Annotated in this window: 24 protein-coding genes and 1 other RNA gene; 12 read left to right on the plus strand and 13 right to left on the minus strand. The window is 65.0% G+C overall.

The window, feature by feature from the left end:
- The first annotated feature begins 7 nt into the window (after nucleotides 1–7).
- Nucleotides 8–424, plus strand: coding sequence for a DNA polymerase III subunit chi (locus FFS45_RS27570; protein WP_137957806.1), 417 nt, complete (start codon nucleotides 8–10; stop codon nucleotides 422–424).
- Nucleotides 425–537: 113 nt separating this feature from the next.
- Nucleotides 538–1,074 (plus strand): DUF2486 family protein, encoded by a 537-nt coding sequence (locus tag FFS45_RS27575; RefSeq protein ID WP_249362955.1) that lies wholly within the window; start codon nucleotides 538–540, stop codon nucleotides 1,072–1,074.
- Nucleotides 1,075–1,137: 63 nt separating this feature from the next.
- Here FFS45_RS27575 and FFS45_RS27580 read toward each other — a convergent pair whose 3' ends face one another.
- Both FFS45_RS27580 and ilvD read right to left on the minus strand, forming a co-directional pair.
- On the minus strand, nucleotides 1,138–1,464 hold the full coding sequence (locus tag FFS45_RS27580) for a c-type cytochrome (RefSeq protein ID WP_137957808.1): 327 nt from the start codon (nucleotides 1,462–1,464) through the stop codon (nucleotides 1,138–1,140).
- A gap of 105 nt (nucleotides 1,465–1,569) precedes the next feature.
- Entirely contained in the window at nucleotides 1,570–3,243 is a 1,674-nt protein-coding gene (gene ilvD, locus FFS45_RS27585; protein WP_137957809.1) for a dihydroxy-acid dehydratase, read from the minus strand.
- A gap of 194 nt (nucleotides 3,244–3,437) precedes the next feature.
- Here ilvD and FFS45_RS27590 point away from each other — a divergent pair, with 194 nt between their 5' ends.
- The gene (locus FFS45_RS27590; protein WP_137957810.1) at nucleotides 3,438–4,430 is read left to right on the plus strand and encodes a LysR family transcriptional regulator; all 993 of its coding nucleotides are present in this window, start codon (nucleotides 3,438–3,440) and stop codon (nucleotides 4,428–4,430) included.
- A 129-nt stretch (nucleotides 4,431–4,559) separates the two neighbouring features.
- Nucleotides 4,560–5,465 (plus strand): prolipoprotein diacylglyceryl transferase, encoded by a 906-nt coding sequence (gene lgt, locus FFS45_RS27595; RefSeq protein ID WP_137957811.1) that lies wholly within the window; start codon nucleotides 4,560–4,562, stop codon nucleotides 5,463–5,465.
- Between the two features lie 117 nt (nucleotides 5,466–5,582).
- Here lgt and FFS45_RS27600 read toward each other — a convergent pair whose 3' ends face one another.
- The 5 genes from FFS45_RS27600 to FFS45_RS27620 form a co-directional block, all read right to left on the minus strand.
- Complete coding sequence (locus FFS45_RS27600) at nucleotides 5,583–6,308, minus strand: SIMPL domain-containing protein (RefSeq protein WP_137957812.1); 726 nt, start codon at nucleotides 6,306–6,308, stop codon at nucleotides 5,583–5,585.
- Nucleotides 6,309–6,636: 328 nt separating this feature from the next.
- On the minus strand, nucleotides 6,637–7,095 hold the full coding sequence (locus tag FFS45_RS27605; RefSeq protein ID WP_137957813.1) for an EVE domain-containing protein: 459 nt from the start codon (nucleotides 7,093–7,095) through the stop codon (nucleotides 6,637–6,639).
- 144 nt (nucleotides 7,096–7,239) lie between these two features.
- A non-coding RNA gene (gene ssrS / locus FFS45_RS27610) (6S RNA) lies at nucleotides 7,240–7,421 on the minus strand.
- A 120-nt stretch (nucleotides 7,422–7,541) separates the two neighbouring features.
- A complete protein-coding gene (locus FFS45_RS27615) occupies nucleotides 7,542–7,856 on the minus strand; it encodes a cell division protein ZapA (protein WP_074302088.1) in 315 nt (104 codons plus the stop codon).
- A complete protein-coding gene (locus tag FFS45_RS27620; protein ID WP_137957814.1) occupies nucleotides 7,853–8,209 on the minus strand; it encodes an ATPase in 357 nt (118 codons plus the stop codon). The genes FFS45_RS27615 and FFS45_RS27620 overlap by 4 nt, the downstream gene beginning before the upstream one ends.
- Before the next feature lie 701 nt (nucleotides 8,210–8,910).
- Between FFS45_RS27620 and FFS45_RS27625 the strand changes: the two genes are divergently transcribed.
- The 5 genes from FFS45_RS27625 to cobC all read left to right on the plus strand — a co-directional run bounded on the left by FFS45_RS27625 (nucleotide 8,911) and on the right by cobC (nucleotide 13,315).
- A complete protein-coding gene (locus tag FFS45_RS27625; RefSeq protein ID WP_137957815.1) occupies nucleotides 8,911–9,963 on the plus strand; it encodes an iron ABC transporter permease in 1,053 nt (350 codons plus the stop codon).
- A complete protein-coding gene (locus FFS45_RS27630) occupies nucleotides 9,960–10,820 on the plus strand; it encodes an ABC transporter ATP-binding protein (protein WP_137957816.1) in 861 nt (286 codons plus the stop codon). Before FFS45_RS27625 ends, FFS45_RS27630 begins: the two co-directional genes overlap by 4 nt.
- Nucleotides 10,821–10,856: 36 nt before the next feature.
- Nucleotides 10,857–11,909 carry a nicotinate-nucleotide--dimethylbenzimidazole phosphoribosyltransferase gene (gene cobT / locus FFS45_RS27635; protein WP_137957817.1) on the plus strand — a complete coding sequence of 351 codons (1,053 nt, stop codon included), beginning with the start codon at nucleotides 10,857–10,859 and terminating at the stop codon, nucleotides 11,907–11,909.
- 72 nt (nucleotides 11,910–11,981) lie between these two features.
- Complete coding sequence (locus FFS45_RS27640; protein ID WP_137957818.1) at nucleotides 11,982–12,740, plus strand: adenosylcobinamide-GDP ribazoletransferase; 759 nt, start codon at nucleotides 11,982–11,984, stop codon at nucleotides 12,738–12,740.
- Complete coding sequence (gene cobC, locus FFS45_RS27645; RefSeq protein ID WP_137957819.1) at nucleotides 12,725–13,315, plus strand: alpha-ribazole phosphatase; 591 nt, start codon at nucleotides 12,725–12,727, stop codon at nucleotides 13,313–13,315. Before FFS45_RS27640 ends, cobC begins: the two co-directional genes overlap by 16 nt.
- 62 nt (nucleotides 13,316–13,377) lie before the next feature.
- Here cobC and FFS45_RS27650 read toward each other — a convergent pair whose 3' ends face one another.
- The 4 genes from FFS45_RS27650 to cobU all read right to left on the minus strand — a co-directional run bounded on the left by FFS45_RS27650 (nucleotide 13,378) and on the right by cobU (nucleotide 16,866).
- Nucleotides 13,378–14,301, minus strand: coding sequence for a cobalamin-binding protein (locus FFS45_RS27650; protein ID WP_137957820.1), 924 nt, complete (start codon nucleotides 14,299–14,301; stop codon nucleotides 13,378–13,380).
- A gap of 66 nt (nucleotides 14,302–14,367) precedes the next feature.
- On the minus strand, nucleotides 14,368–15,387 hold the full coding sequence (gene cobD, locus FFS45_RS27655; RefSeq protein ID WP_137957821.1) for a threonine-phosphate decarboxylase CobD: 1,020 nt from the start codon (nucleotides 15,385–15,387) through the stop codon (nucleotides 14,368–14,370).
- Complete coding sequence (gene cbiB, locus FFS45_RS27660; protein WP_137957822.1) at nucleotides 15,380–16,315, minus strand: adenosylcobinamide-phosphate synthase CbiB; 936 nt, start codon at nucleotides 16,313–16,315, stop codon at nucleotides 15,380–15,382. Before cbiB ends, cobD begins: the two co-directional genes overlap by 8 nt.
- 2 nt (nucleotides 16,316–16,317) lie before the next feature.
- Complete coding sequence (gene cobU, locus FFS45_RS27665) at nucleotides 16,318–16,866, minus strand: bifunctional adenosylcobinamide kinase/adenosylcobinamide-phosphate guanylyltransferase (protein ID WP_137957823.1); 549 nt, start codon at nucleotides 16,864–16,866, stop codon at nucleotides 16,318–16,320.
- Nucleotides 16,867–16,931: 65 nt separating this feature from the next.
- On the opposite strand from cobU, the gene FFS45_RS27670 reads away from it, so the two are divergent.
- Complete coding sequence (locus FFS45_RS27670) at nucleotides 16,932–18,479, plus strand: cobyric acid synthase (protein ID WP_249362956.1); 1,548 nt, start codon at nucleotides 16,932–16,934, stop codon at nucleotides 18,477–18,479.
- A gap of 158 nt (nucleotides 18,480–18,637) precedes the next feature.
- The gene (locus FFS45_RS27675; protein WP_137957824.1) at nucleotides 18,638–19,054 is read left to right on the plus strand and encodes a DoxX family protein; all 417 of its coding nucleotides are present in this window, start codon (nucleotides 18,638–18,640) and stop codon (nucleotides 19,052–19,054) included.
- A 66-nt stretch (nucleotides 19,055–19,120) separates the two neighbouring features.
- Here the strand turns inward: FFS45_RS27675 and FFS45_RS27680 are convergent, their stop codons facing one another.
- On the minus strand, nucleotides 19,121–19,366 hold the full coding sequence (locus FFS45_RS27680; RefSeq protein WP_137957825.1) for an AbrB/MazE/SpoVT family DNA-binding domain-containing protein: 246 nt from the start codon (nucleotides 19,364–19,366) through the stop codon (nucleotides 19,121–19,123).
- 110 nt (nucleotides 19,367–19,476) lie between these two features.
- Nucleotides 19,477–19,896 carry a PaaI family thioesterase gene (locus FFS45_RS27685; protein WP_137957826.1) on the minus strand — a complete coding sequence of 140 codons (420 nt, stop codon included), beginning with the start codon at nucleotides 19,894–19,896 and terminating at the stop codon, nucleotides 19,477–19,479.
- Nucleotides 19,897–20,063: 167 nt separating this feature from the next.
- On the opposite strand from FFS45_RS27685, the gene FFS45_RS27690 reads away from it, so the two are divergent.
- Nucleotides 20,064–20,699 (plus strand): ParA family protein, encoded by a 636-nt coding sequence (locus tag FFS45_RS27690; protein ID WP_137957827.1) that lies wholly within the window; start codon nucleotides 20,064–20,066, stop codon nucleotides 20,697–20,699.
- Nucleotides 20,700–20,754 lie beyond the last annotated feature (55 nt).

The following is a 20,754-nucleotide window of genomic DNA, read 5'->3' on the forward strand; positions in this document are numbered from 1 at the left end:
GCCGCCGATGACGAGAATCGATTTTCACTCGAACGTCGGCGATTCGCTGCTGTACGCGTGCCGCCTGGTACGCAAGGCGTATCTGGCCGGCCAGCCCACCATTGTGCTGGCCGAGCCGCCGCGGCTGCGCGCGTTCGACGAGCAGCTATGGAGCTTTTCACCGCTTGATTTCGTGCCGCACTGCTACGCCGACAGCCCGCTCGCCGCGCAAACGCCGATCGTGCTGAGCGCTACGCTCGACAACGTGCCGCACTACCAGGTGCTGCTGAATCTGGGCGCCGAGGTGCCGGCGCAGTTCGCGCGCTTCGAAAGATTGCTGGAAGTGGTCGGTAACGCACAAGACGAACTGATTGCGGGCCGTGAACGCTACCGCTTCTACCGCGATCGCGGCTATGCTCTAAACAACTACAAGCAGGGCGGCTAGCGCCGGCGTGCCTTACCCCTCGCTCCTCGCGCGACGGCCGCCAGCCGGCGCCCGTTGGGCTGGGCGGCAGCGGTCCGGCACGTCATCGCCCGATTCATCGACGGAGTCTATTCGTGCCCGATTCGTCCGACACTACTTTCGATACCTCCATCCCGGTTCTGCAGGAAGTCCTCGTGCGGGGCAAGCCCGAGTTCGCGCGCGCCCCCCGGGAATCCGGCGCAGCCGAGGCCCAGGCCGCGGAGCCGGCGGATGGCGTAACCGTGCATGCCGTTACGCCCGCCCAGGTGCAGGCGTTCGAGCTCCCGGAGCAGGCCGCGCCGGCCGAATTGGCCGCGGCACAGGAGCCTGCGCCGTTTGAGCCGGCGACGGCGTTTCACTTTTCCCGTGCACAGGGGGAGCCCGCGGCGCCGGTCACGGAGCTCGACGCCGACGTGCTAGCCGACCGCCTGCGCGGCCGTTTTGCCAGTTATCTGACCGGCGAAGGGCGTGCGGCGATCGAGGCACGTTGCCGTGATGCGCTGCAAGACCACACCACGTGGCTGGTGAACCAGATCACGCGGGAGGTTGCGATGGCGCTGGAGACCGAGATAACCGGCTGGGTGCGGGAGGCGGTTGAAGACGAATTGGCGCGGCGCTCCAAAGAGCATTGAGCCCGTGCAGAGGGGGCACTAAGCAGGCACTGAACGGGCACTAAGCGGGCACGGAGCGCGCCGCTATTTCAGCGTCAGGATCCAGCCGGCGAGGGTGGCGGCCTGGTCGGGCGTGAGTTGGGTGTTAGCGGGCATCGGCACCTGGCCCCATACTCCCGTGCTGCCGTCGATGATCTTGTGTGCGAGATAGGCTTCCGCGTCGGTGCGTGAAGCGTATTTGGCGGCGACGTCATGCAACGCCGGTCCCATGAACGGCCGGTTCACCGAGTGGCAGCTCATGCAGTTTTGCCGCTGCGCGAGAACGAGGCCCGGGGCCGATTCGGCCCGCGCAGGAGCGGGGATCGTGAGGGCTGCCGCAAGCGCCAATGTTGCATACGACATGGATTTCATACTGGTCTCCGTCGGTGCCGGTGCCCGACTTGTGGTGGAGGCATTATAAAAGGAAAGGGGCGCACGGTTTTTCGTGCGCCCCTGTGTGTTTCCGGAGTGACTGGTTTAGCCCGTGATCGCCCCCTTGTTGGCCGGCAGCGCCAGCGCCGAGTACTTGGCCATCACGCCCCGCGTATAACGCGGCTTCGGCTGCTGCCATGCGGCGCGGCGGCGCTCCAGTTCAGCGTCGTCGATGTTCAGTTGCAGCAGCAACTGATGCGCATCAATGGTGATCGAATCGCCTTCCCGCACGAACGCAATCGCGCCGCCCACGAACGCTTCCGGCGCGACGTGGCCCACCACCATGCCCCACGTGCCGCCCGAGAAGCGGCCGTCGGTAATCAGGCCGACGCTTTCACCCAGGCCCTTGCCGATAATCGCCGAAGTCGGCGCAAGCATCTCCGGCATGCCTGGGCCGCCCTTCGGACCGAGATAGCGCAGCACGACCACATCGCCGGCTTTGATCTTGTCGGCGAGAATCGCCTCCAGCGCGCTTTGCTCGTCGTCGAACACGCGTGCGGGTCCCGTGATGACCGGGTTCTTCAGGCCGGTGATCTTGGCGACCGCGCCGTCCGTGGCCAGGTTGCCCTTCAGGATCGCGAGGTGGCCTTCGCGGTACAGCGCCTGTTCAATCGGGAAGATCACCTGCTGGTCGGCGCGCGGTTTGGCCGGCACGTCCTTCAGCTCTTCGCCGATGGTCTTGCCGGTGATCGTGATGCAGTCGCCGTGCAGCAGACCCGCGTCGAGCAGGATCTTCATGACCTGCGGAATGCCGCCGGCCTTGTGCAGATCGGTCGCCACGTACTGGCCCGACGGCTTCAGGTTGCAGAGCACCGGCACTTTCTTGCGCATGCGCTCGAAGTCCTCGATGCTCCATTCCACCTCAGCGGCGTGCGCAATGGCGAGGAAATGCAGCACGGCATTGGTCGAGCCGCCGGTGGCCATGATCACGGCCACGGCGTTTTCGATCGACTTCCTGGTGACGATATCGCGCGGCTTCAGGTCCTTCTTGACCGCCTCCACGAGTACGCGCGCCGATTCCGCCGCCGAATCCACTTTTTCCTGATCCGGATTGGCCATCGTCGACGAGTACAGCAGCGACATGCCCAGTGCCTCGAACGACGAGCTCATCGTATTGGCGGTGTACATGCCGCCGCACGAACCCGTCGACGGGCAGGCGTTCCTTTCGACCCCTTCGAAATCTTCCTGCGACATCCGGCCGGCCGTGAATTCCCCCACCGCTTCGAACGACGACACGATGGTCAGGTCGGTGCCCTTCCAGTTGCCCGGACGGATCGTGCCGCCATACACGTAAATCGCCGGAACGTTGGCGCGCAGGATGCCGATCATGCCGCCCGGCATGTTCTTGTCACAGCCGCCGATCACGACCACGCCGTCCATCCACTGGCCCTGCACGCAGGTTTCCACGCAGTCGGCGATCACTTCGCGCGACACCAGCGAGTACTTCATGCCTTCGGTACCCATCGACATGCCGTCGGAAATCGTCGGCGTGCCGAAGATCTGCGGATTCGCGTCCGCGCCCTTGACGGCGGCGACCGCGGCGTCGGCGAGGCGCTGCAGGCCGGCATTGCACGGCGTGATCGTCGAGTGGCCGTTGGCGATGCCGATCATCGGCTTGTCGAAGTCTTCCTTCTGATAGCCGAGGGCGTAATACATCGAACGGTTCGGCGAGCGCGCGACGCCTTGGGTGATGTTCTTCGAGCGACGGTTGTACGGCATGGGGACTCCTGTGGGTGTGGATCCTGGCACCGGTGCGGCTCACCCAATCCAACTCGGGGGCTCAGGTGCTCTTTGCGAGCTTCCGCTCTGTCCTGACCAGTTTAGGTGGTGGCGCGCCGCCCAAGAATGCAGTTTCGCGATACGCCAGTCCAATATATTATTGATGGTCTACTAGGTCGTAAAAGATATTATTCATGCTGCCTGCCGCACCCGATTTGCGCCAGCTGCGCTATTTCATCGCCGTGGCCGAAGAAAAGCACTTCGGCCACGCCGCGGCGCGCCTGTCGATGACGCAGCCGCCGTTGTCGCAGGCCATCCGCGCGCTGGAGGAGACGCTTGGCGTCGAGCTGTTCGCCCGCACCAAGCGCTCGGTCGAGTTGACCCCGGTCGGTGCTGACCTGTTACCGGAAGTGCGGCGTCTGCTTGCCAGCGCCGAGGGGTTGCGGCCGCTTGCGCAAAGTCTTGCGCGCGGCGAGGCCGGGGTGTTGTCGCTGGCCTTCGTATCGACTGCGGACTATGGGCTGCTGCCCTTGCTGTTGCGTGATTTCGGCACTCGCTATCCGCGCGTGCGGCTGCAACTGACCGAGGCCACCAGCGACGTGCAGATTGACGAACTGGTGGCCGGCCGCATCGACGCCGGCCTCGTGATCGCGCCGCTGCCGCCGCGTCACGCCGCGCAACTGTCATGGCTGCCGATTGCCCGCGAACCGCTGGTGATTGCGATGTCGTCGGAGCTGGCGGCGCGTATCGAAGGGCCGGGCGTCGATGACGGCGCGGCCGCTGTTGCCGAGTGGCGCGACGCACCGGTCAGCCTGCGCGATCTCTCCGACGAGCCGCTTGTGATCTTCCCAAGGCGTCTGGCGCCGGGCTTTTATGACATCATTATGGATTGCTACGGCGTGGCCGGCCTCACGCCGCGCATTGCGCAGGAAGCTATCCAGATGCAGACGATTGTGAGCCTGGTCTCGGCGGGCATGGGTGTCGCACTCGTGCCGCAATCGCTGCGTAACCTGCGCCGCACCGGTGTGGTGTACCGGCCGCTGCGCGAATCGGTGCCCGCCATCGAAACCGGCCTCGTCTGGCGCACTGCGCAGGTGAGCCCGGTGCTGGCCGGCTTTATCGGCATTGTCCGCGCGCATGCGGCCGGCGCCGACGCTGGCGGGGTACGGCCCGCGCGAGGCGAGTGAAAGCTGCGGGGCTTACACTGCGCCTTTTTGCGCGCCGCTGCGAACGCATCGCGCGGTGCGCCGTCCAACGCGAACCCGCTGAGCCTTATCGAAACCGCTTTTTGAACCTGAACTGCCCATAACAACACGATGCACATTCATCCCAATTTCGACCCGATCGCGATTCATCTGGGGCCGCTCGCCGTCCGCTGGTACGGCCTGATGTACCTGGTGGCGTTCATCATGGCGATCGTCGTCGGCCGGCTGCGCCTGCGTTTGCCGTATGTCGCGGCGCAAGGCTGGACCGTCAAGGATATCGACGACATGCTGTTTTACGGCGTGCTCGGCACCATCTTCGGCGGCCGTCTCGGCTACGTGCTGTTCTACAAGGCGGATTACTACTTCGCGCATCCGCTCGACATCTTCAAGGTGTGGGAAGGCGGCATGTCGTTTCATGGCGGCTTTCTCGGCGTCACGCTGGCGATGGTGCTGTTCGCGTATCAACGCAAGCGCTCATGGCTGCAAGTCACCGATTTCGTTGCACCGATGGTGCCCACCGGGCTCGCGGCGGGCCGCCTCGGCAACTTCATCAACGGCGAGCTGTGGGGCCGTGTGACGGATCCGCAAGCACCGTGGGCGATGATGTTCCCGGGCGCCTCGAACGACGACGCGATCTGGCTCACGCGCCACCCCGAGCTGGCCGCGAAATGGCATCTGAACGAGATATTCGCGCAATATCACATGCTGCCGCGTCATCCGTCGGAGCTGTACGAGATCGCGCTCGAAGGCATTACCTTGTTCTTCGTGCTGTGGTTCTTCTCCCGCAAGCCGCGTCCGCTCGGCGCCATTTCGGCGGTGTTCCTGATCGGTTACGGCCTCGCGCGCTTCACGGTGGAATTCGCCCGTGAGCCGGACGACTTCCTCGGCCTGCTGGCGATGGGGCTTTCGATGGGGCAGTGGCTGTCGATGCCGATGATCGTCGCCGGCGTGGGACTGCTGGCATGGGCCTATCGGCGCAAGGGCCGCGAAGCGGTCAAGGCCGTCGGTGCGAACTGATTCGGGCCGCGTTGAAAGAGAAACGCCACGGCATGCCGTGGCGTTTTTTCTGGAGCGGGCTGCCTTGAAGGTCAGGCGACACTCAGGCGCCCGGCCTCCGCACGAGGCGATGCATCGTTACTTCATCTGCACCGAACCCGATACATTCACCGTCACCGTCGAAGTGCCGGCTTCAAGCGGCAGCGGTGCGTTGGCCTTGGACTCGGAGCCCATTGCGCGCGCGCTCATCATCATCACGGGACGCGGCATCACGCCGTTTTGCCCGACGTTCACCTCGCGGATCGAATAGCCGCCATAGCCGAATGCCTGGGCCGCAGCGCTGGCCTGCTTGCGGAACGAGGCGATCGCTTCGCCGGTGAGCTTCTGTTCGGCGGCGCGCTGCGCTTCCGGCGAGAGCGAGAACTGCACGTTGCCGACTTGCATGTTCGACGCCATCTCGCCGGCCAGCTTCGAGGCCGCGGCGAAATCATGCGATTCGAGCACGACTTCGGTCCGGCCGCGCCATGCAGAGATACGGCCGTCGCGATCGGTGGACGGATAGATCGAGAACGAACCGGTGCGGGCGGTTACGCCGCTCACGCCCTTGGCCTGGCGCAGCGCTGCGTCGGCGCGCTGGTTGAGCGTGCTGGTCAGGGCCGACGGATCGTTCGCTTCCTGTTCGTAGAACAGCGTAATGTCCACGACGTCCTGCGGGATCTCGGCACTGGCCTGTGCGTTCAGCGACAGCACGCCGGCCGGCTCCGGCTGGATGACGCCCTGCGCGCGGGCGGCGGCCGAGGCGAAGGCGAACGGTGTGGCGAGAGCCAGGGCGAGTGCGATGGCACGTGCGGCTTTTTGCGTCATTATTAGACTCCTTGCTTGAGCAGGTTATGCGCGATGACTATCTGCGGGCTGCGTGCGGCGGCCCTCATGAGGCCGTCGCGACGTGCAACATGATGCTCGACATCGGGATGGATTGTTCTACCCGATGGCACGCCGCTTGCCTGTGACGCTTGCAGCCCGCGCTTGTGACCCATTTAGGCGCACTCACCCCTGCCTTGGTTCCCCAATTTGACAATTGGCTTGCTGCGACGCGAGGTCACACGAGCGAGTGCATGCTCAACGCCGCGGCGTGGCCCCGCTATGGCTGCAGCTTGTCCGGCGCACCGCACCCGGTTACGCGGTTATACCGTTACGCAAGGCGCCTGGTGATGAAGCGCCACTCGGCTTCGCTAACCGGTGTGATCGACAGCCGGTTGCCTTTGGCGAGCACGCGCATGTCCGCGAGTTCGTCATGCTCGCGTAGCGCGGCAAGCGGAATCAACGGGATTTTCTTCTTGAACACGACGTCGACGAGCACCCAGCGCGGCGACTCAGGCGACGATTTCGGATCGTAGTAAGGGCTTTTCGCGTCGAACTGCGTGGGGTCGGGGTAGGGCGTCGACACCACTTCGGCGAGGCCGGCGATGCCAGGCTCGGGGCAGCTCGAATGATAGAAGAGGACCCCGTCGCCGATTTGCATCATGTCGCGCATGAAGTTGCGTGCCTGATAGTTGCGCACGCCGGTCCACGGCAAGATGTGTTGCGGTGCCTCGGCGAGATGGTCGATGCTTGCTTCGTCCGGTTCGGACTTCATTAGCCAGTAGCGCATGAATCGAATTGAACGTTGAAAAGAAAGAGAAAACGCCGTAAATCAGGGCCTAAAAGCGTAGACGCAGTGTAGACGCAAAAACGTCAACTCAAAAGCATGGGCCAAAGAAAAACGGCACCGGACTCCAGTCCGATGCCGTTTGATAAGGTCCCCGCCTTAGCCGCTAGGCCGGCATCCTGAACCTGAGGTTCAGAATTGGTCGCAGTTAGCAGCACTTCGGGTACATCAGACAGAGTGACGCGCACACCCGTGCTACAAATTTCCGCAACCGTGCACATGGCATTGGTTCAAGGAATATATGACCTTGGCGAACCAGGCAGGGAAGCTAAACTGATTGAATTCAAGCGCTTGATGATCCCTTCGTGAATCTTATGAGGCGGGACCGCTCACAGAGTGAGTCACTGAGCGTGAATTCAAAATTGATCGTACCGCTACTCTAAACCTTTTTACTGCATGCTGTACTGTTGAATCACAGTACCTAGCTGCTCATTCATCTGGTGCATTGTACGCCGGATTTCCTCTGCGGGAAATGCTTCGCCGTGTCGCACGCTCGCTTGCAGCTTAAGCAGTTCCGATGCCAGCGACAACGCAGCCATCACTGCGATGCGATCGACGCCGCGCACATTGCTGTGCGCGCGGATCTTCGACATCTCGGCATCCACGCGTGCCACCGCTTCCAGCAACGCAGCTTCGGTTTCCGGCGAGCAGGCGAGACGATAGGGCTGGCCGAGAATCGATACTTCGATCTGCTTGGTGGTCATGCGTTTTCTCCGTGGCGGGTGACGGCGTTACCGGCCTCTTCTTCCTGTGGCTCAGCGGCGAGCAGGTCGAGCTGATTGTCCGGCTCGTTCTGCGCCCGTGCACGCGGCAATTTTTCGAGGATCGCATTCAGGCGCACCTGAGCGTCGTCGATCTTGGCCGACAGTGCATCGCGTTCCGCTTGCAGCGCGTCGCGCTCGTCGCGCATCTGTGCGAGTTCGGCACGGGTTGCCTCGGCCTCGGCGCGCACTTGCACGAGCTGTGTTTCGAGTGCCTGACGCGCTTCGTTATGACGCTGGCTGATCGCAATCAGCCTGCCGATATTCTGTGAAAGTGTTTCGAGTTCGGTGAGCATGTGCTGCGTCCTCTAAAGACATGGCATTTTAGCGCGGAATGTCGCAGGTTCCGATAATTGTCTCGTTTCGAGACGTAACAGCATCGCTTTGTGCAGACTTCCGCAGCCGAAACGGCTGGAACGTACCCCTCAATCGCGCGTCGATCAGTGTGCAAGCGCACGAAAACTGACCTGCTTGACCTTTCTTGACGGGTTCTCCCACCGCTCCTAAACTTGCCGCACTTTGGCGCCGGCACGCGTTTTTCCTATATCTTCTGCAATGAAAAGCGGGAAACAGGGAGCGGCGCCCGCCGGGCAAAGCTAACCTGTGCTGCCCGCGCATCGTTAAGCAGGTGCTTCGTCATGCAGACAAGGCTGGCGTGTGGCTCAAATGCGAAGCCGCGAGTGTGCCATTGCGGGCGTGCCGTGGGAAGGCGAAGCGCGGCGCCACGACTCCTATCCCTGCCGCGACGGGGCAAACAGTTACTATCTGGGCTATTGCCTGAATCTCCCCCGAACGCCAGATAATAACCACCGCGAGCTATTCGGACTCGTTGCGCGCGCTACCACGTCAGGATGTCGTTGTTCACGGCCGCAAAAATCCAGAGTCTGTCGAACACTATGAGCTGGCCTATACCTACAACCTGCCGCGTCGCGGCACCCGCGTCCTGCTGGCGGGGCAGCATCAATGGCGCCGGGCTCGCCGTGCCGGGGCTGCACAGATGAATCGCCTGTCCGTGCGTCCGGTGCGCCGTCTGCCGCTCATGCACGCGAAGCGCGCCGCGGCGATCTGGTGCGTGCTCGCGGTGCTGGCGCTCGCCGTGCTGATCGCGTCGCTGGCGCTCGGCAGTGTGCCGCTTGCGCCGGCCCGTGTGTTGGCCGCGCTGCTGCCGCTGCCTGGGCATGGCGGCGCGCCCGCTGATCTCGCTGGCGAGATTGTGCGTTCACTGCGTCTGCCGCGTGCGTTGGCCGGTTTTGCATGCGGCGCGTTGCTGGCGGTGGCCGGTGCGCTGCTGCAGGTGTTGCTGCGCAATCCGCTGGCCGAGCCGTATGTGCTGGGCGTATCCGGCGGGGCCGCGAGTCTCGCGTTGCTTGCGATGATGGCCGGTTGCGCGTGGTGGCTCGTCGATGCGAGTGCGTTCGCCGGTGCCTTCGTGTCGATTCTGCTGGTGCTGGGTCTCGCGCGCCGTGAATTGTGGCGTGGCGAGCCGCAGGACACCTCGCCGCGTCTGCTGTTGACCGGGGCGGTGATCGCGGCCGGATGGGGCGCGCTGATCACCTTGCTGTTGACGCTCGCGCCGGATAACCGCTTGCGCGGCATGCTGTTCTGGCTGACCGGCGATCTGAACGGCGTCGGTGTTCCGTGGCTCGCGCTCGCGGCGCTCGCGGCCGTGCTGGTGGCGATCGTGCCTGCCGCGCCGCAGCTCAACGTACTGTTGCGCGGCGATGCCGCGGCCCAGGCGCTGGGCGTTTCCGTCATGCGTCTGCGGTTGCGGGTCTATCTGGTCGCCTCGCTCGCAGCCGCGGCAGCCGTGACAACGGGTGGCACGATCGGCTTCGTGGGCCTGGTGGTGCCGCACGCCTTGCGGCTTGCGTTTGGCAACGATCAGCGCATGCTGTTGCCGGCCGCCGCGCTCGGCGGCGGCGTGGCGGTGATGGGCGCAGACCTTGTCGCGCGCACGGTGGTTGCGCCCGCACAATTACCGGTGGGCGTGATCACGGCGCTGATCGGCGTGCCGGTGTTCCTGTGGATGCTCTTGCGCAGACCGCGATGACGACACGCACGCTACCGGGGGTGACGCATGACTCGATTACCCCGCCCGCCACGCTGAGCGTGCAGCACCTGACGCTGCGCGCGGGCGCGCGCACGCTGCTCGATCGTTTCACGCACACGTTCTATCCGGGCGAGGTCTGGTGCATCGCCGGGCCGAACGGCGCGGGCAAGACCACCTTGATCTCGGCGCTGGCCGGGCTCTTGCTGCCCGCGGCGGGCCACGTGGAACTGGACGGCGTGCGTGTGCCGGACTGGCCTTCCGCATCGCTGGCGCGCCGCCGTGCGCTGATGCCGCAAAGCGCACACGACGCTTTCAGCGCGAGCGTACTCGACATTGTGATGCTGAACCGCTTTCCGCACCTCACAGGATGGGGATGGGAGCGCCCGGCTGATCGCGCCGCTGCGCATGCCGCGCTCGACCTGCTTGGCCTGAGCGCGTTTGCCACGCGTGATGTGTTGTCGCTCTCGGGCGGCGAGCGGCAACGCGTGGCGCTCGCCGCCGTGCTATGCCAGGAGGCGCCGCTTTTGCTGCTCGACGAACCGTTGTCGCATCTCGACCTGCATCACCAGATCGGCTGCCTTGAGGCATTGACTGGTTGGGCGGTCGAGCCGAAGCGTACAGTAGTGTTTTCGTGCCACGACCTGAACCTCGCGCGGCGTTTTGCAACTCATGCGCTGCTGCTGGATGGCGCAGGCTCCGCATTCGCAGGTCCGGTGCGCGAAGTGTTGACGCCGACGCTGGCGAGCCGTGCCTTCGGCTATCCGCTGATCCTCCTGCAGGATGGCGGCCACGAAGCGCTGATCCCCGCGCCGCGGCCGCAGACCGCGCAGGGCGAGGCGGCAGGGCCGTCTTCATGAAGCACGCTGCAGACTCTTTCTTTCACTCGAACATCTATGACTTCGTCACTTGCTTTGCCCGTTGTCGAACCGCTTGATCAGACGCTGCGCAATACCCTGCAGCATCTGATCGATACGAAAACCAAGCCGCCTGGCAGCCTCGGGCGGCTCGAAACGCTGGCGCGGCAGATGGGCATGATCCAGCGGACGACTCGTCCCACGGTGCAGCGTCCGGCCATGATCGTCTTTGCGGGCGATCATGGCATTGCCGCGGAAGGCGTGAGCCCATATCCGCAGGCCGTGACCGCGCAGATGGTGGCAAATTTTCTGGCGGGCGGGGCGGCTATCAATGCGCTGAGCCGCGTGGCCGATATGACGCTCGAAGTGGTCAACGCGGGCATTGCGACGCCGTTGCCGGCGACCGAGGGGCTGGTCGATATTCCGGTTGCCGCGGGCACGCGTAATTTCGCCCATGAACCTGCCATGACGCGCGACCAGGCGCTCGCCGCGATGCGCGCCGGGGCAGAGCGCGTGCGTCGCCATGCGGCGCTCGGCACCAACGTGATCGGCTTTGGCGAGATGGGGATTGCCAATACGTCGGCGGCCGCGTGTCTGATGAGCCGGTTGTGCGGCGTGCCGATCGACGAATGCGTCGGACGCGGCACGGGTCTCGACAATGCCGGGCTCGCGAAGAAACGCAATGTGCTGGCCACGGCCCTGGCGCATCACGCACCCAGTGCCGATCCGCTGGTTGTGCTCGCAACCTTCGGCGGATTCGAAATCGCCATGATGGCCGGCGCCTATCTCGCCGCAGCCGAGGCACGCATGACGATTCTCGTCGACGGCTTTATCGCCACCTCCGCGCTGCTGGTGGCCGACACGCTGGAGCCGAACGTGCGGGAATACTGCGTGTTCGCGCATGCTTCGAATGAGGCCGGGCATCGCCGCATGCTCGACCATTTCGGCGGCATCCCGCTGCTCGCGCTCGACATGCGCCTCGGCGAAGGCACCGGTGCAGCACTGGCGGTGCCCTTGCTGCGCGCGGCAGCGGCGTTCCTCAACGAGATGGCCAGCTTCGAATCGGCCGGGGTCGCGGATCGCGATGCTTAAGCGGCTCGCAGGCCGGGTCACAGGTCGGCTCGCGGGTCGGCTCGCAGGTCAGCTCACAGGCGCCGCACGCCGATGAATCCGCTGATGGAGTTGCGCTACTTCTTCACGGCGCTCGGCTATTTCACCCGCGTGCCGGTGCCGCGCTGGGTCGGCTATGAGCCGCACTATCTGAATGCCGCGGCGCGCTATTTCCCGCTCGTTGGGGTGCTGGTGGGCGGCCTTGCTGCGCTCGTTTATCTGGCGGCCTTGCATGTGTTTCCGCCGGGCGTGGCGGTGCTGTTGTCGATGGCTGCTACCTTGCTCGTCACCGGTGCGTTTCATGAGGACGGCCTGGCGGATTGCTGTGATGCGTTCGGTGGCGCCTATACGCGCGAGGACGTGCTGCGCATCATGCATGACTCGCGCATCGGTGCGTTCGGCGCGATTGCGCTGATGATTGCGTTGGCGCTGAAGTGGCAGACGCTTGCGGCCCTGCCGCCGCTGCGCGCCGCGGGACTGATGATTGCGGCGCACGCCGCGAGCCGCACGGCTGCCATCAGCTATCTGGTCACGCTCGATTACGTGCGCGCCGAAGGCAAGGCCAAGCCGGTCGCGCAACGCCTTAGCGGCGCGGCGTTTGCGCTGGCGGCGCTGTTCGGTCTGCCGGCGCTGTTCTGGCCGGACTGGCGTTTTGGCTGCGCGGCGCTCATGCTGCTAGTTGTGCTTCGGTTGGCCATGGGCCGCTATTTCCTCAGACGCATTGGCGGCTATACCGGAGATTGCCTGGGCTTTGCACAGCAGATCTTCGAACTGGCTGTCTATCTGTTGGGGCTGGCATGGATCTCGTCCTGATTCGTCATCCGGCGGTCGCTGTCGAAGCGGGTGTCTGTTATGGGCACAGTGATGTCGCGCTTGCCGCCGACCCCGAGGAGTCAGCGACGGCGCTTGCCATGCGCCTTGCTACCTTGCAGGTGCCGCCGCCGCGCGTGCTGCTGGCGAGTCCGTTGCTGCGCTGTGCCTCGGTGGCTGCGGCGCTGGCGGGGAGTTTCGGTTGCGCCCACAGTCTCGACGAGCGCCTGAAGGAAATGGATTTCGGCGCATGGGAGCAACAGCGCTGGGACGCGATCGATCGCGCCCTGCTCGATGAATGGGCGGCGAATTTCGATCACGCCCGTGCCCATGGCGGCGAGAGCGTCGCGCAGTTTGCGGCCAGGGTGCAGGCGTGGCTCGACGCGTTTGCGCAGACACGCGAATGCTCGCCGGCGTATGTGGTGACGCATGCCGGCGTGATACGGGTGATCGCCGCGCTGCTGCTCGGCGTGCCGGTGGCGCGCGCGACCCAGTGGTCGCTCGAGATGGCCGGTGTGGTGTGGCTGCGGCGTGACGATGAGCGGCAAGTCTGGTCGCTGGTGCGATGGAATGCCTGAGCGGCTGGCGCGGCCGGCTGGTTTCAACTGCGCTTGATGTGAGCCTGGCGTGCCCCTCGCCCTCACTGTGCACCGGCCGGTCTGCGCGAGCGCGCTACTTCCAGGTCCTCACACAACTGTGCTGCGCCTTGCGCGATCCGTGGCGCGGGACGGTCGATCAGATCGCCGTCAATCGCGAACAGGTTGCTGCGCGCCACCGCCGTGAGGTTCGGCCAGGCGCGCCATGCGTCGAGCTTGGCGAGCGGCGCATCGGGCTGGGTGGCGCCCGCCGATGCCGTCACGATCGCCTCGGGATTGGCCGCCAGCACCGCCTCGGTCGAGACTGTCGGCACCAGCGGTGCGAGCTTCGCAAACACATTGCGGCCGCCGCATAGCGTGATCACGTCGCTGACCATATGCGTACCGTTGAGCGTCATCAACGGCTGATCCCATACCTGATAGAACACGCTGACAGGCGGCCGGTCCGCATAGCGTGCGCGCAGCCGCGCGATGTCCTCGCGGTATGACTTCGCGGCGGCATCTGCGGTGTCCGGCGTGCCGAGCAGCGTGCCGAGCCGGGTCAGAGTCACGGCGACGTCATCGAGTTGATGCGGTTCGCTAAAGAAGAGCGGGATGTGCAATTCGCGCAAGCGTTCAAGTTGCGACTGCGCATTGCCGTGCCGCCAGACCACGATCAGATCCGGCTTCAGCGCGACGATGCGCTCGAGGTCGAGCGCCTTGTTGTCGCCCACGCGCGGCACTTGCCTTGCTGCGGGCGGATAGTCGCTGTACGACACGGCTCCCACCAGCTTTGCGCCGCCGCCCGCTGCGTAGATCAGCTCGGTCACGTGCGGCGCAAGGCTGATCACGCGTTGCGCCGGAGCGGCGAGCGTGACGGTAGCGCCGGTGTCGTCGGTCGCGCTGACTGTGGCCTGTGCGGACGGCGCCAAAATGCAGGCGACGAGCGTGGCGCAGATCAGCGAGACGAAACGTGAGAGTCGGGTCATGGGGCTGGGCGACGAGTGGGTGGGCGGTAGAGGCTGGTAGAGGGCGGTTGGGAGGTGAACTTCGCCTCAGCCAGGTTGTGCAGCACGCAGGGCGCTCATGCTTTCGCGCAGACCTTGCCCGAAGCGCTGCCATTCCAGCTCGGACCCGGGCAGCCCGAAACGCACGCTTGCCGGGGCGGCAAACAAGCGTGTCCAGATGCCGCGCAAGGCCAGTTGATGATGTAACGCGGCGGCGCGCGGATCGTCGGTCCACGCAAACAGTGGCGTACTGTGCAGCGAAAATCGTTGCGCTTGCAACAGTTCGTTCAGGCGCGCGCTGTCGGCTTCAAGCTGGGTCCGCATCCGGGTTTGCCATGCGAGATCCTTGAACGCTGCGCTCACGGCATGGCGAGCGGGACCGCTGACAGTCCATGCACCGAGTCTCTCGCGCAGGCCGTCGAGCAACGCCGGGTCGCCCAGCACGAAACCTGCGCGCACGCCGGCGAGGCCGAAGAACTTACCCGGCGAACGCAGCACGACTAGCCCCGGGCGATCTGTGTAGCCAGTCAGCGATGCCGTAGGCAGCGCATCGGCAAACGCCTCGTCGACCACCAGCGTGCCGCCGCGCTTCGCCAGTTGCGCGTGCCATTGCAGAAGTCTTTCGGCGCCCAGATGATCCGCAGTCGGGTTGTTCGGATTGACGACAACTGCGTGCGTGACGTCGTCGGGCAGCACGTCGCATGCCACGTCGAGCGGCGCGATCCGATGACCGGCCCGTTCGAACGCAGGCGCATATTCGCTATAGGTGAGTGGGGCGATGGCGATGGTCGCACGCGGCAACAGCAAAGGCAGCGTGCGGATCGCCGCCTGGCTGCCTGCAACCGGCAGCACATGCTGCGTAGTGGGTGCGCCGTAGTAGCCCGCAGCGCACGCGGCAAAACCGTCACCCTCGTCGGGCAGGCGGCGCCAGGCCTCGGCGGGCATCGGCGGCACCGGATAGCCGTGCGGATTGATACCGGTCGAGAGGTCGAGCCACTGCGCGTAGGGAATACCGTAGCGCTGCGCCGCTTCATGCAGGTTGCCGCCGTGGACGATGGGATCAGCCATGGAACGGGACGCTCAACAAGGCGAGCACGATGAGCGCTGCGAGCCACAGGATCACCGTGCGTTCCACCAACTGCAGCGCCGCGACGATATGCGTCGTGCTGGCGGTTTGTCCGGCGCCTAGCGTGGGGCGCGTTTCGATGGCGCCGTGATACACCGCCGCGCCGCCAAGCAGCACGTTCAGGCTGCCGGCGCCGGATGCCATGACCGGCCCCGCGTTGGGGCTATCCCAGCGGGGCGCCTGCTCGCGCCAGCAGCGCCACGCGGTGCGCGTGTCGCCGAGCAGCGCGTAACTTGCCGCCGTCAGGCGGGCGGGAATCCAGTTCAGCACGTCGTCGAAGCGGGCGGCGGCCCAGCCGAAGCGCAGATAACGCGGCGTCCGATAGCCCCACATGGCGTCGAGCGTATTGGCGAGGCGAAACGCCAGCGCACCCGGACCACCCGCTATGGCGAACCAGAACAGCGCGCCGAAGATCGCATCGTTGCCGTTTTCGAGCGCCGATTCGATCGCGGCGCGCGCGAGCGCGGCCTCGTCGGCATGGGCCGTCTCGCGCGAGACGATGCGCGCTGTCAGCAGTCGCGCTTCGGCGAGATTGCGCTGGGCGAGCGCGCGGGCGATCGGCGCAATGTGATCGTTGAGGCTGCGCGCGCCGAGCGCGAACCACAGCAGCAGGACATGCACGGCGCAGGCCAGCAGGAACGGCAGCGTGGCAACCAGCCACGCGGCGATCAGCACCGGCGGCAGCACGGCGAGCGCCCATGCGGCGATGCCGAGCAGGCGTCCGCGCTGTCCGGTGTTCAGGCGTGCTTCGATCAACATGGCGAGTTTGCCGAAGCCGACCAGAGGATGAGCGGTGCGTGGCTCGCCGAACCAGCGGTCAACTGCGACGCCGGCCGTCGCCAGGGTGGCGATCAAGGGCAAGGACAGCATGACTAGCGGCTCGCGGACTTGAGTGCCAGCGGCAGGCCCGCGACCATCATCGTGACCTGGGTGCTCAATGCGGCGATGCGCTGGTTGAGACGCCCGAGTTCGTCGACGTACAGGCGCGTCGCCGCACCGAGCGGCACAACGCCCAGGCCGATCTCGTTGCTGACGACGATGATCTTGCCCTGGGCCGCGCCGAGCGCAGCCTCGAACGCGGCGAAGCGCGCGAGGTAGCCGTCGCTGGGTGCTGTGCCTTCCGGCGGGCACAGCAGGTTGGCGAGCCACAGCGTCAGGCAGTCGATCAGGATGCAATGGCCGGGCGCGTCCGCTTGCGCGACGGCGCCGGCGAGGTCCACCGAGGCTTCGAGCAATTGCCAGTGTGCCGGCCGCCGCGCCCGATGATGGGCGATGCGTGTGGCGAATTCCTCGTCGTCCCCGCGCTGCGCCGTGGCGATATAGGTGACGGGCCGCGTGCTGTCGCTCGCAAGCTGTTCGGCGTGCAGGCTCTTGCCGGAGCGGGCGCCGCCGAGAACGAAGGTGAGGTCGCGGGGAGTCATCGCGTGATTGTACCGGGGCAATGGGATAATGCCGGCTTCGATCAACCGGCCCGGCCTTGCGTTTCATGACGACGGTAGAGACTTCAAATTTGCCTGAGGGCGGGCGCGTCCCTGACCCGGTACGCGTGCCGCGCGGCACGCTGATGATCCAGGGGACCACCTCCGATGCGGGCAAGAGCACACTGGTCGCCGGCCTGTGCCGCCTCGCGCGGCGCGCCGGCGTGCGGGTCGCGCCGTTCAAGCCGCAGAACATGGCGCTCAACAGCGCGGTGACCATCGACGGCGGCGAGATCGGCCGCGCCCAGGCCTTGCAGGCGTTGGCGGCGGGCATCGCAGCCCACACCGATCTGAACCCGGTGCTGCTCAAGCCAACCAGCGACCGCGGCGCCCAGGTGATCATCCACGGCAAGGCGCGCATGAATCTCGATGCCCGCGCTTATCACGACTACAAACCGGTCGCCTTCGAAGCCGTGCTGGCGTCATACGCGCGCCTGCAGGCGGGCTACGACACGATCTTCGTGGAAGGGGCGGGCAGTCCCGCCGAGATCAACCTGCGCGAGCGCGATATCGCCAACATGGGTTTTGCCGAAGCGGTGGATTGTCCGGTCGTGCTGGTGGCGGATATTGATCGCGGCGGCGTGTTCGCCCATCTGACCGGCACGCTGGCCTGTTTGTCGGCGAGCGAGCAGGCACGCGTGCGCGGTTTCATCATCAACCGGTTTCGCGGGGATATCAGCCTGCTCAAGCCTGGACTCGACTGGCTCGAAGCGCGGACCGGCAAACCGGTGCTCGGCGTGGTGCCGTATCTGCACGGCCTCACGCTCGATGCCGAAGACATGCTGCCGCGCGAACTGCGCGCCGCGCAGGCGGCCGGCGCCGAGGCGCGCACGGCCTTGCGCGTGGTCGTGCCGGTGCTGCCGCATATCAGCAACCACACCGATTTCGACGCGCTGCGTGCCCATCCGCAGGTGGATTTTCACTACGTGCGCAGCGGCACGCCGCCCCCGCCCGCCGACTTGATCATCCTGCCAGGCTCGAAGAACGTGCAGGGCGATCTGGCGTTTCTGCGCGCGCAGGGTTGGGATCAGGTGCTGCAGCGTCATTTGCGCTACGGCGGCAAGGTGATCGGCATTTGCGGCGGCATGCAGATGCTCGGGCGCGAAGTGGCCGATCCGCATGGCGTCGAAGGGGCGCCGGGAAGCGTCGCGGGGCTCGGCTGGCTCGATTATTCGACCACCTTGACGCGCGAGAAGACACTCAAGAACGTGACGGGTTGGCTAGCGTTGCCGGGTGCGGCGGATGCGGCCGGTTACGAGATTCATATGGGCGAAACCGAAGGCCCGGCGCTCGCTGCGCCGGCGTTGCGACTGGTCTCGCCGGAGGGCGGAGAGCGGCCGGACGGGGCGCTATCGCCGGATGGGCAAATCCTCGCTACCTACGTGCACAGTCTGTTCGATACGCCTTCGGCTTGTGCCGCGCTGCTGGAATGGGCCGGCTTGAGCGATGCCGGGACGATCGACTACCCGGCGCTGCGTGAAGCCTCGCTGGACCGGCTTGCCGATACGTTGGCCGAGCATCTCGACCTGACGAGGCTGTTTGCGGCGATCGGTTGATTCTTGGACTTGCCAAACCGGCCGGAATGGTGGCTGATTCATTCCTGCCAGGAAATAATCTAAGCCGGAATGGCGGTTTTTCTCATTCCATGGTTCGAATACAGTCCGGTCTATCGGCGGCGCGCGGGCGTCGTCCCTCCAACTGACAAGGACTCTTGATGAACTCGAACCGTTCGGCCGATTTTGCCGCCACGCTCCTGCGCGTTGCGCTAGGCGTCTTGTATCTCGCGCACAGCCTGCAGAAGATTTTTGTTTTCACACTGCCGGGTACGGCGCACTTCTTTGAATCGCTTGGTTTGCCGGGCTGGCTTGGTTATCTGACGGCTTTTGTCGAACTGGCGGGCGGGATCGCACTGCTGCTCGGCGTGCAGGTTCGCTGGGTTGCGCTGGTGCTGCTGCCGTTCATGCTCGGCGCGATGTCGGCTCACCTGCATAACGGCTGGGGTTTCGCCTCGCCGAACGGTGGCTGGGAATATCCGGCCTTCTGGGCGGTGACGCTGGTGGTGCAGTCGCTGCTGGGCGGTGGTGTGGGCGCGCTGAGCGGGGCGAAGGCGCCGCGGGCGGTGGCGGCTTGAGGTAAGAGTCGGCGCGTATCTGAGATTGAAAACCCCTGCGGACGTGTGCCGAAGGGGCTTGTCGCTTTACCAACGTGCTGCCGGCCGCAATTCTTCGATGACGGACATCGTCATGGGCATGGACCGGCGGGTCTCTTCCAATTCCCGGGCAAAAGCTTTGCGGTCCCAGCCTGCCGCGCGGATATAAATACTGCCGTCAACCGTCAGATTCGCTCTTAACTGGTCGCCTTGCCGGATGCCGAGGTGGCGCAAGTAGACGGCGGGAATGCGCAATGCAAGATTATTCCCGCACTTTTGGATCTTTAGCTTCATCGAGTCCTGACGGATATCCGTTTTCTTTCATATTCATTTCGGAATTACCGGACAACGCTGTATTTTAGACAGCAACCGCTGTCCAATCTACAGCGCTTCGCCCCCAACCCTCACACCAGCACCATCTGCGTACACCGGAACAGCGCAATCGTCTTGCCGTTCGGATCGAACACGGTGGCGTCCCATACTTGCGTGGTCCGTCCCAGATGCACGCCCTTGGCGACCGCGCGAATCGTCCCTTCGACGCAAGTGCCGAGAAAATTGCTCTTCAGCTCGATTGTCGTGAAACTGCGTGCCGTCTCCGGAAGATGGGCGATACACGCGTAGCCGCACGCGGTGTCGGCCAGACCGATCACGGTGGCTGCATGCAGAAAGCCATTGGGCGCCAGCAACTCGCGCCGCACGGTCAGCTCCGCCGTCAGCGAACCCTGTTCGAGCGCAACCACACGCACACCCAGCAGTTCCGGCAAGGTGCCTTGCTGGCGCTTCTGAAGGGCGTCGATTGTGCAGTCCGCGCGTAGTTTGCTCATGATATTTCGCTCCTTTTTGTAAGAATGGCGCTCCAAAAGCCCCTTCAGGGCTTCGACCCGGCCAGATTTGTCGATATTATCAACGGCTGGATCGACACGGTCGACGCAATATCAGACTAGAGGCGGCAAACCGGCTGGCGGCGCCAGCCATCTTCCCGGGAGTATTCATGACGGTAATCGTGGTGGCCAATCCGAAGGGCGGCGTGGGTAAGAGCACGCTATCGACCAATCTGGCCGGCTATTTCGCGGCGGCAGGCGAGTGGGTCGCGCTGGCGGATCTGGACAAGCAGCATTCGGCCCACGCGTGGCTCGAACTGCGGCCCGCCACGCTGCCGCCGATCGAAGTCTGGGAAGTGGACCAGGAAACGCCCGTGAAGCCGCCCAAAGGGCTGGAGCACGCCGTAATCGATACGCCGGCGGGGCTGCATGGCAACCGGCTCGGCATTGCGCTGGATCTGGCGGACAAGGTGATCGTGCCGCTCCAGCCGTCGCTGTTCGATATTCTCGCCACTCAGGAATTTCTCGAGCGGCTCGCCAAAGAGAAGGCGGTGCGAAAGGGAAACATCGAAATCGGCGTGGTGGGCATGCGGGTGGATGCGCGCACGCGCTCGGCCGAGCAACTGCACCGCTTTGTCGAGGGACTGAAGCTGCCGGTACTGGGCTTCCTGCGTGACACGCAGAACTATGTGCAGCTAGCCGCGCACGGCCTGACGCTGTGGGATGTGGCGAAGAGCCGGGTCGAAAAGGATCTGGAGCAGTGGCAGCCGATCATCGACTGGCTCGAACGCAAGCCTAAGGCTTAAGCGGGACAGCGGGCGCCGCCCCATGACGTGCGGCGGCGCTTCATGCGGTTTCGGG

Origin of the sequence: Burkholderia sp. 4M9327F10 (assembly GCF_005503145.1) — a bacterium.
GTDB lineage: Bacteria > Pseudomonadota > Gammaproteobacteria > Burkholderiales > Burkholderiaceae > Paraburkholderia.

Bases quoted from the DNA above. Each gene is read 5' to 3' on its own strand.
- FFS45_RS27570 (WP_137957806.1), top strand. From the start codon at position 8: ATGACGAGAATCGATTTTCACTCGAACGTCGGCGATTCGCTGCTGTAC.
- FFS45_RS27580 (WP_137957808.1), bottom strand. From the start codon at position 1,464: ATGAAATCCATGTCGTATGCAACATTGGCGCTTGCGGCAGCCCTCACG.
- ilvD (WP_137957809.1), bottom strand. From the start codon at position 3,243: ATGCCGTACAACCGTCGCTCGAAGAACATCACCCAAGGCGTCGCGCGC.
- FFS45_RS27590 (WP_137957810.1), top strand. From the start codon at position 3,438: ATGCTGCCTGCCGCACCCGATTTGCGCCAGCTGCGCTATTTCATCGCC.
- lgt (WP_137957811.1), top strand. From the start codon at position 4,560: ATGCACATTCATCCCAATTTCGACCCGATCGCGATTCATCTGGGGCCG.
- FFS45_RS27600 (WP_137957812.1), bottom strand. From the start codon at position 6,308: ATGACGCAAAAAGCCGCACGTGCCATCGCACTCGCCCTGGCTCTCGCC.
- FFS45_RS27605 (WP_137957813.1), bottom strand. From the start codon at position 7,095: ATGCGCTACTGGCTAATGAAGTCCGAACCGGACGAAGCAAGCATCGAC.
- FFS45_RS27615 (WP_074302088.1), bottom strand. From the start codon at position 7,856: ATGACCACCAAGCAGATCGAAGTATCGATTCTCGGCCAGCCCTATCGT.
- FFS45_RS27620 (WP_137957814.1), bottom strand. From the start codon at position 8,209: ATGCTCACCGAACTCGAAACACTTTCACAGAATATCGGCAGGCTGATT.
- FFS45_RS27625 (WP_137957815.1), top strand. From the start codon at position 8,911: ATGAATCGCCTGTCCGTGCGTCCGGTGCGCCGTCTGCCGCTCATGCAC.
- FFS45_RS27630 (WP_137957816.1), top strand. From the start codon at position 9,960: ATGACGACACGCACGCTACCGGGGGTGACGCATGACTCGATTACCCCG.
- cobT (WP_137957817.1), top strand. From the start codon at position 10,857: ATGACTTCGTCACTTGCTTTGCCCGTTGTCGAACCGCTTGATCAGACG.
- FFS45_RS27640 (WP_137957818.1), top strand. From the start codon at position 11,982: ATGAATCCGCTGATGGAGTTGCGCTACTTCTTCACGGCGCTCGGCTAT.
- cobC (WP_137957819.1), top strand. From the start codon at position 12,725: ATGGATCTCGTCCTGATTCGTCATCCGGCGGTCGCTGTCGAAGCGGGT.
- FFS45_RS27650 (WP_137957820.1), bottom strand. From the start codon at position 14,301: ATGACCCGACTCTCACGTTTCGTCTCGCTGATCTGCGCCACGCTCGTC.
- cobD (WP_137957821.1), bottom strand. From the start codon at position 15,387: ATGGCTGATCCCATCGTCCACGGCGGCAACCTGCATGAAGCGGCGCAG.
- cbiB (WP_137957822.1), bottom strand. From the start codon at position 16,315: ATGCTGTCCTTGCCCTTGATCGCCACCCTGGCGACGGCCGGCGTCGCA.
- cobU (WP_137957823.1), bottom strand. From the start codon at position 16,866: ATGACTCCCCGCGACCTCACCTTCGTTCTCGGCGGCGCCCGCTCCGGC.
- FFS45_RS27670 (WP_249362956.1), top strand. From the start codon at position 16,932: ATGACGACGGTAGAGACTTCAAATTTGCCTGAGGGCGGGCGCGTCCCT.
- FFS45_RS27675 (WP_137957824.1), top strand. From the start codon at position 18,638: ATGAACTCGAACCGTTCGGCCGATTTTGCCGCCACGCTCCTGCGCGTT.
- FFS45_RS27680 (WP_137957825.1), bottom strand. From the start codon at position 19,366: ATGAAGCTAAAGATCCAAAAGTGCGGGAATAATCTTGCATTGCGCATT.
- FFS45_RS27685 (WP_137957826.1), bottom strand. From the start codon at position 19,896: ATGAGCAAACTACGCGCGGACTGCACAATCGACGCCCTTCAGAAGCGC.
- FFS45_RS27690 (WP_137957827.1), top strand. From the start codon at position 20,064: ATGACGGTAATCGTGGTGGCCAATCCGAAGGGCGGCGTGGGTAAGAGC.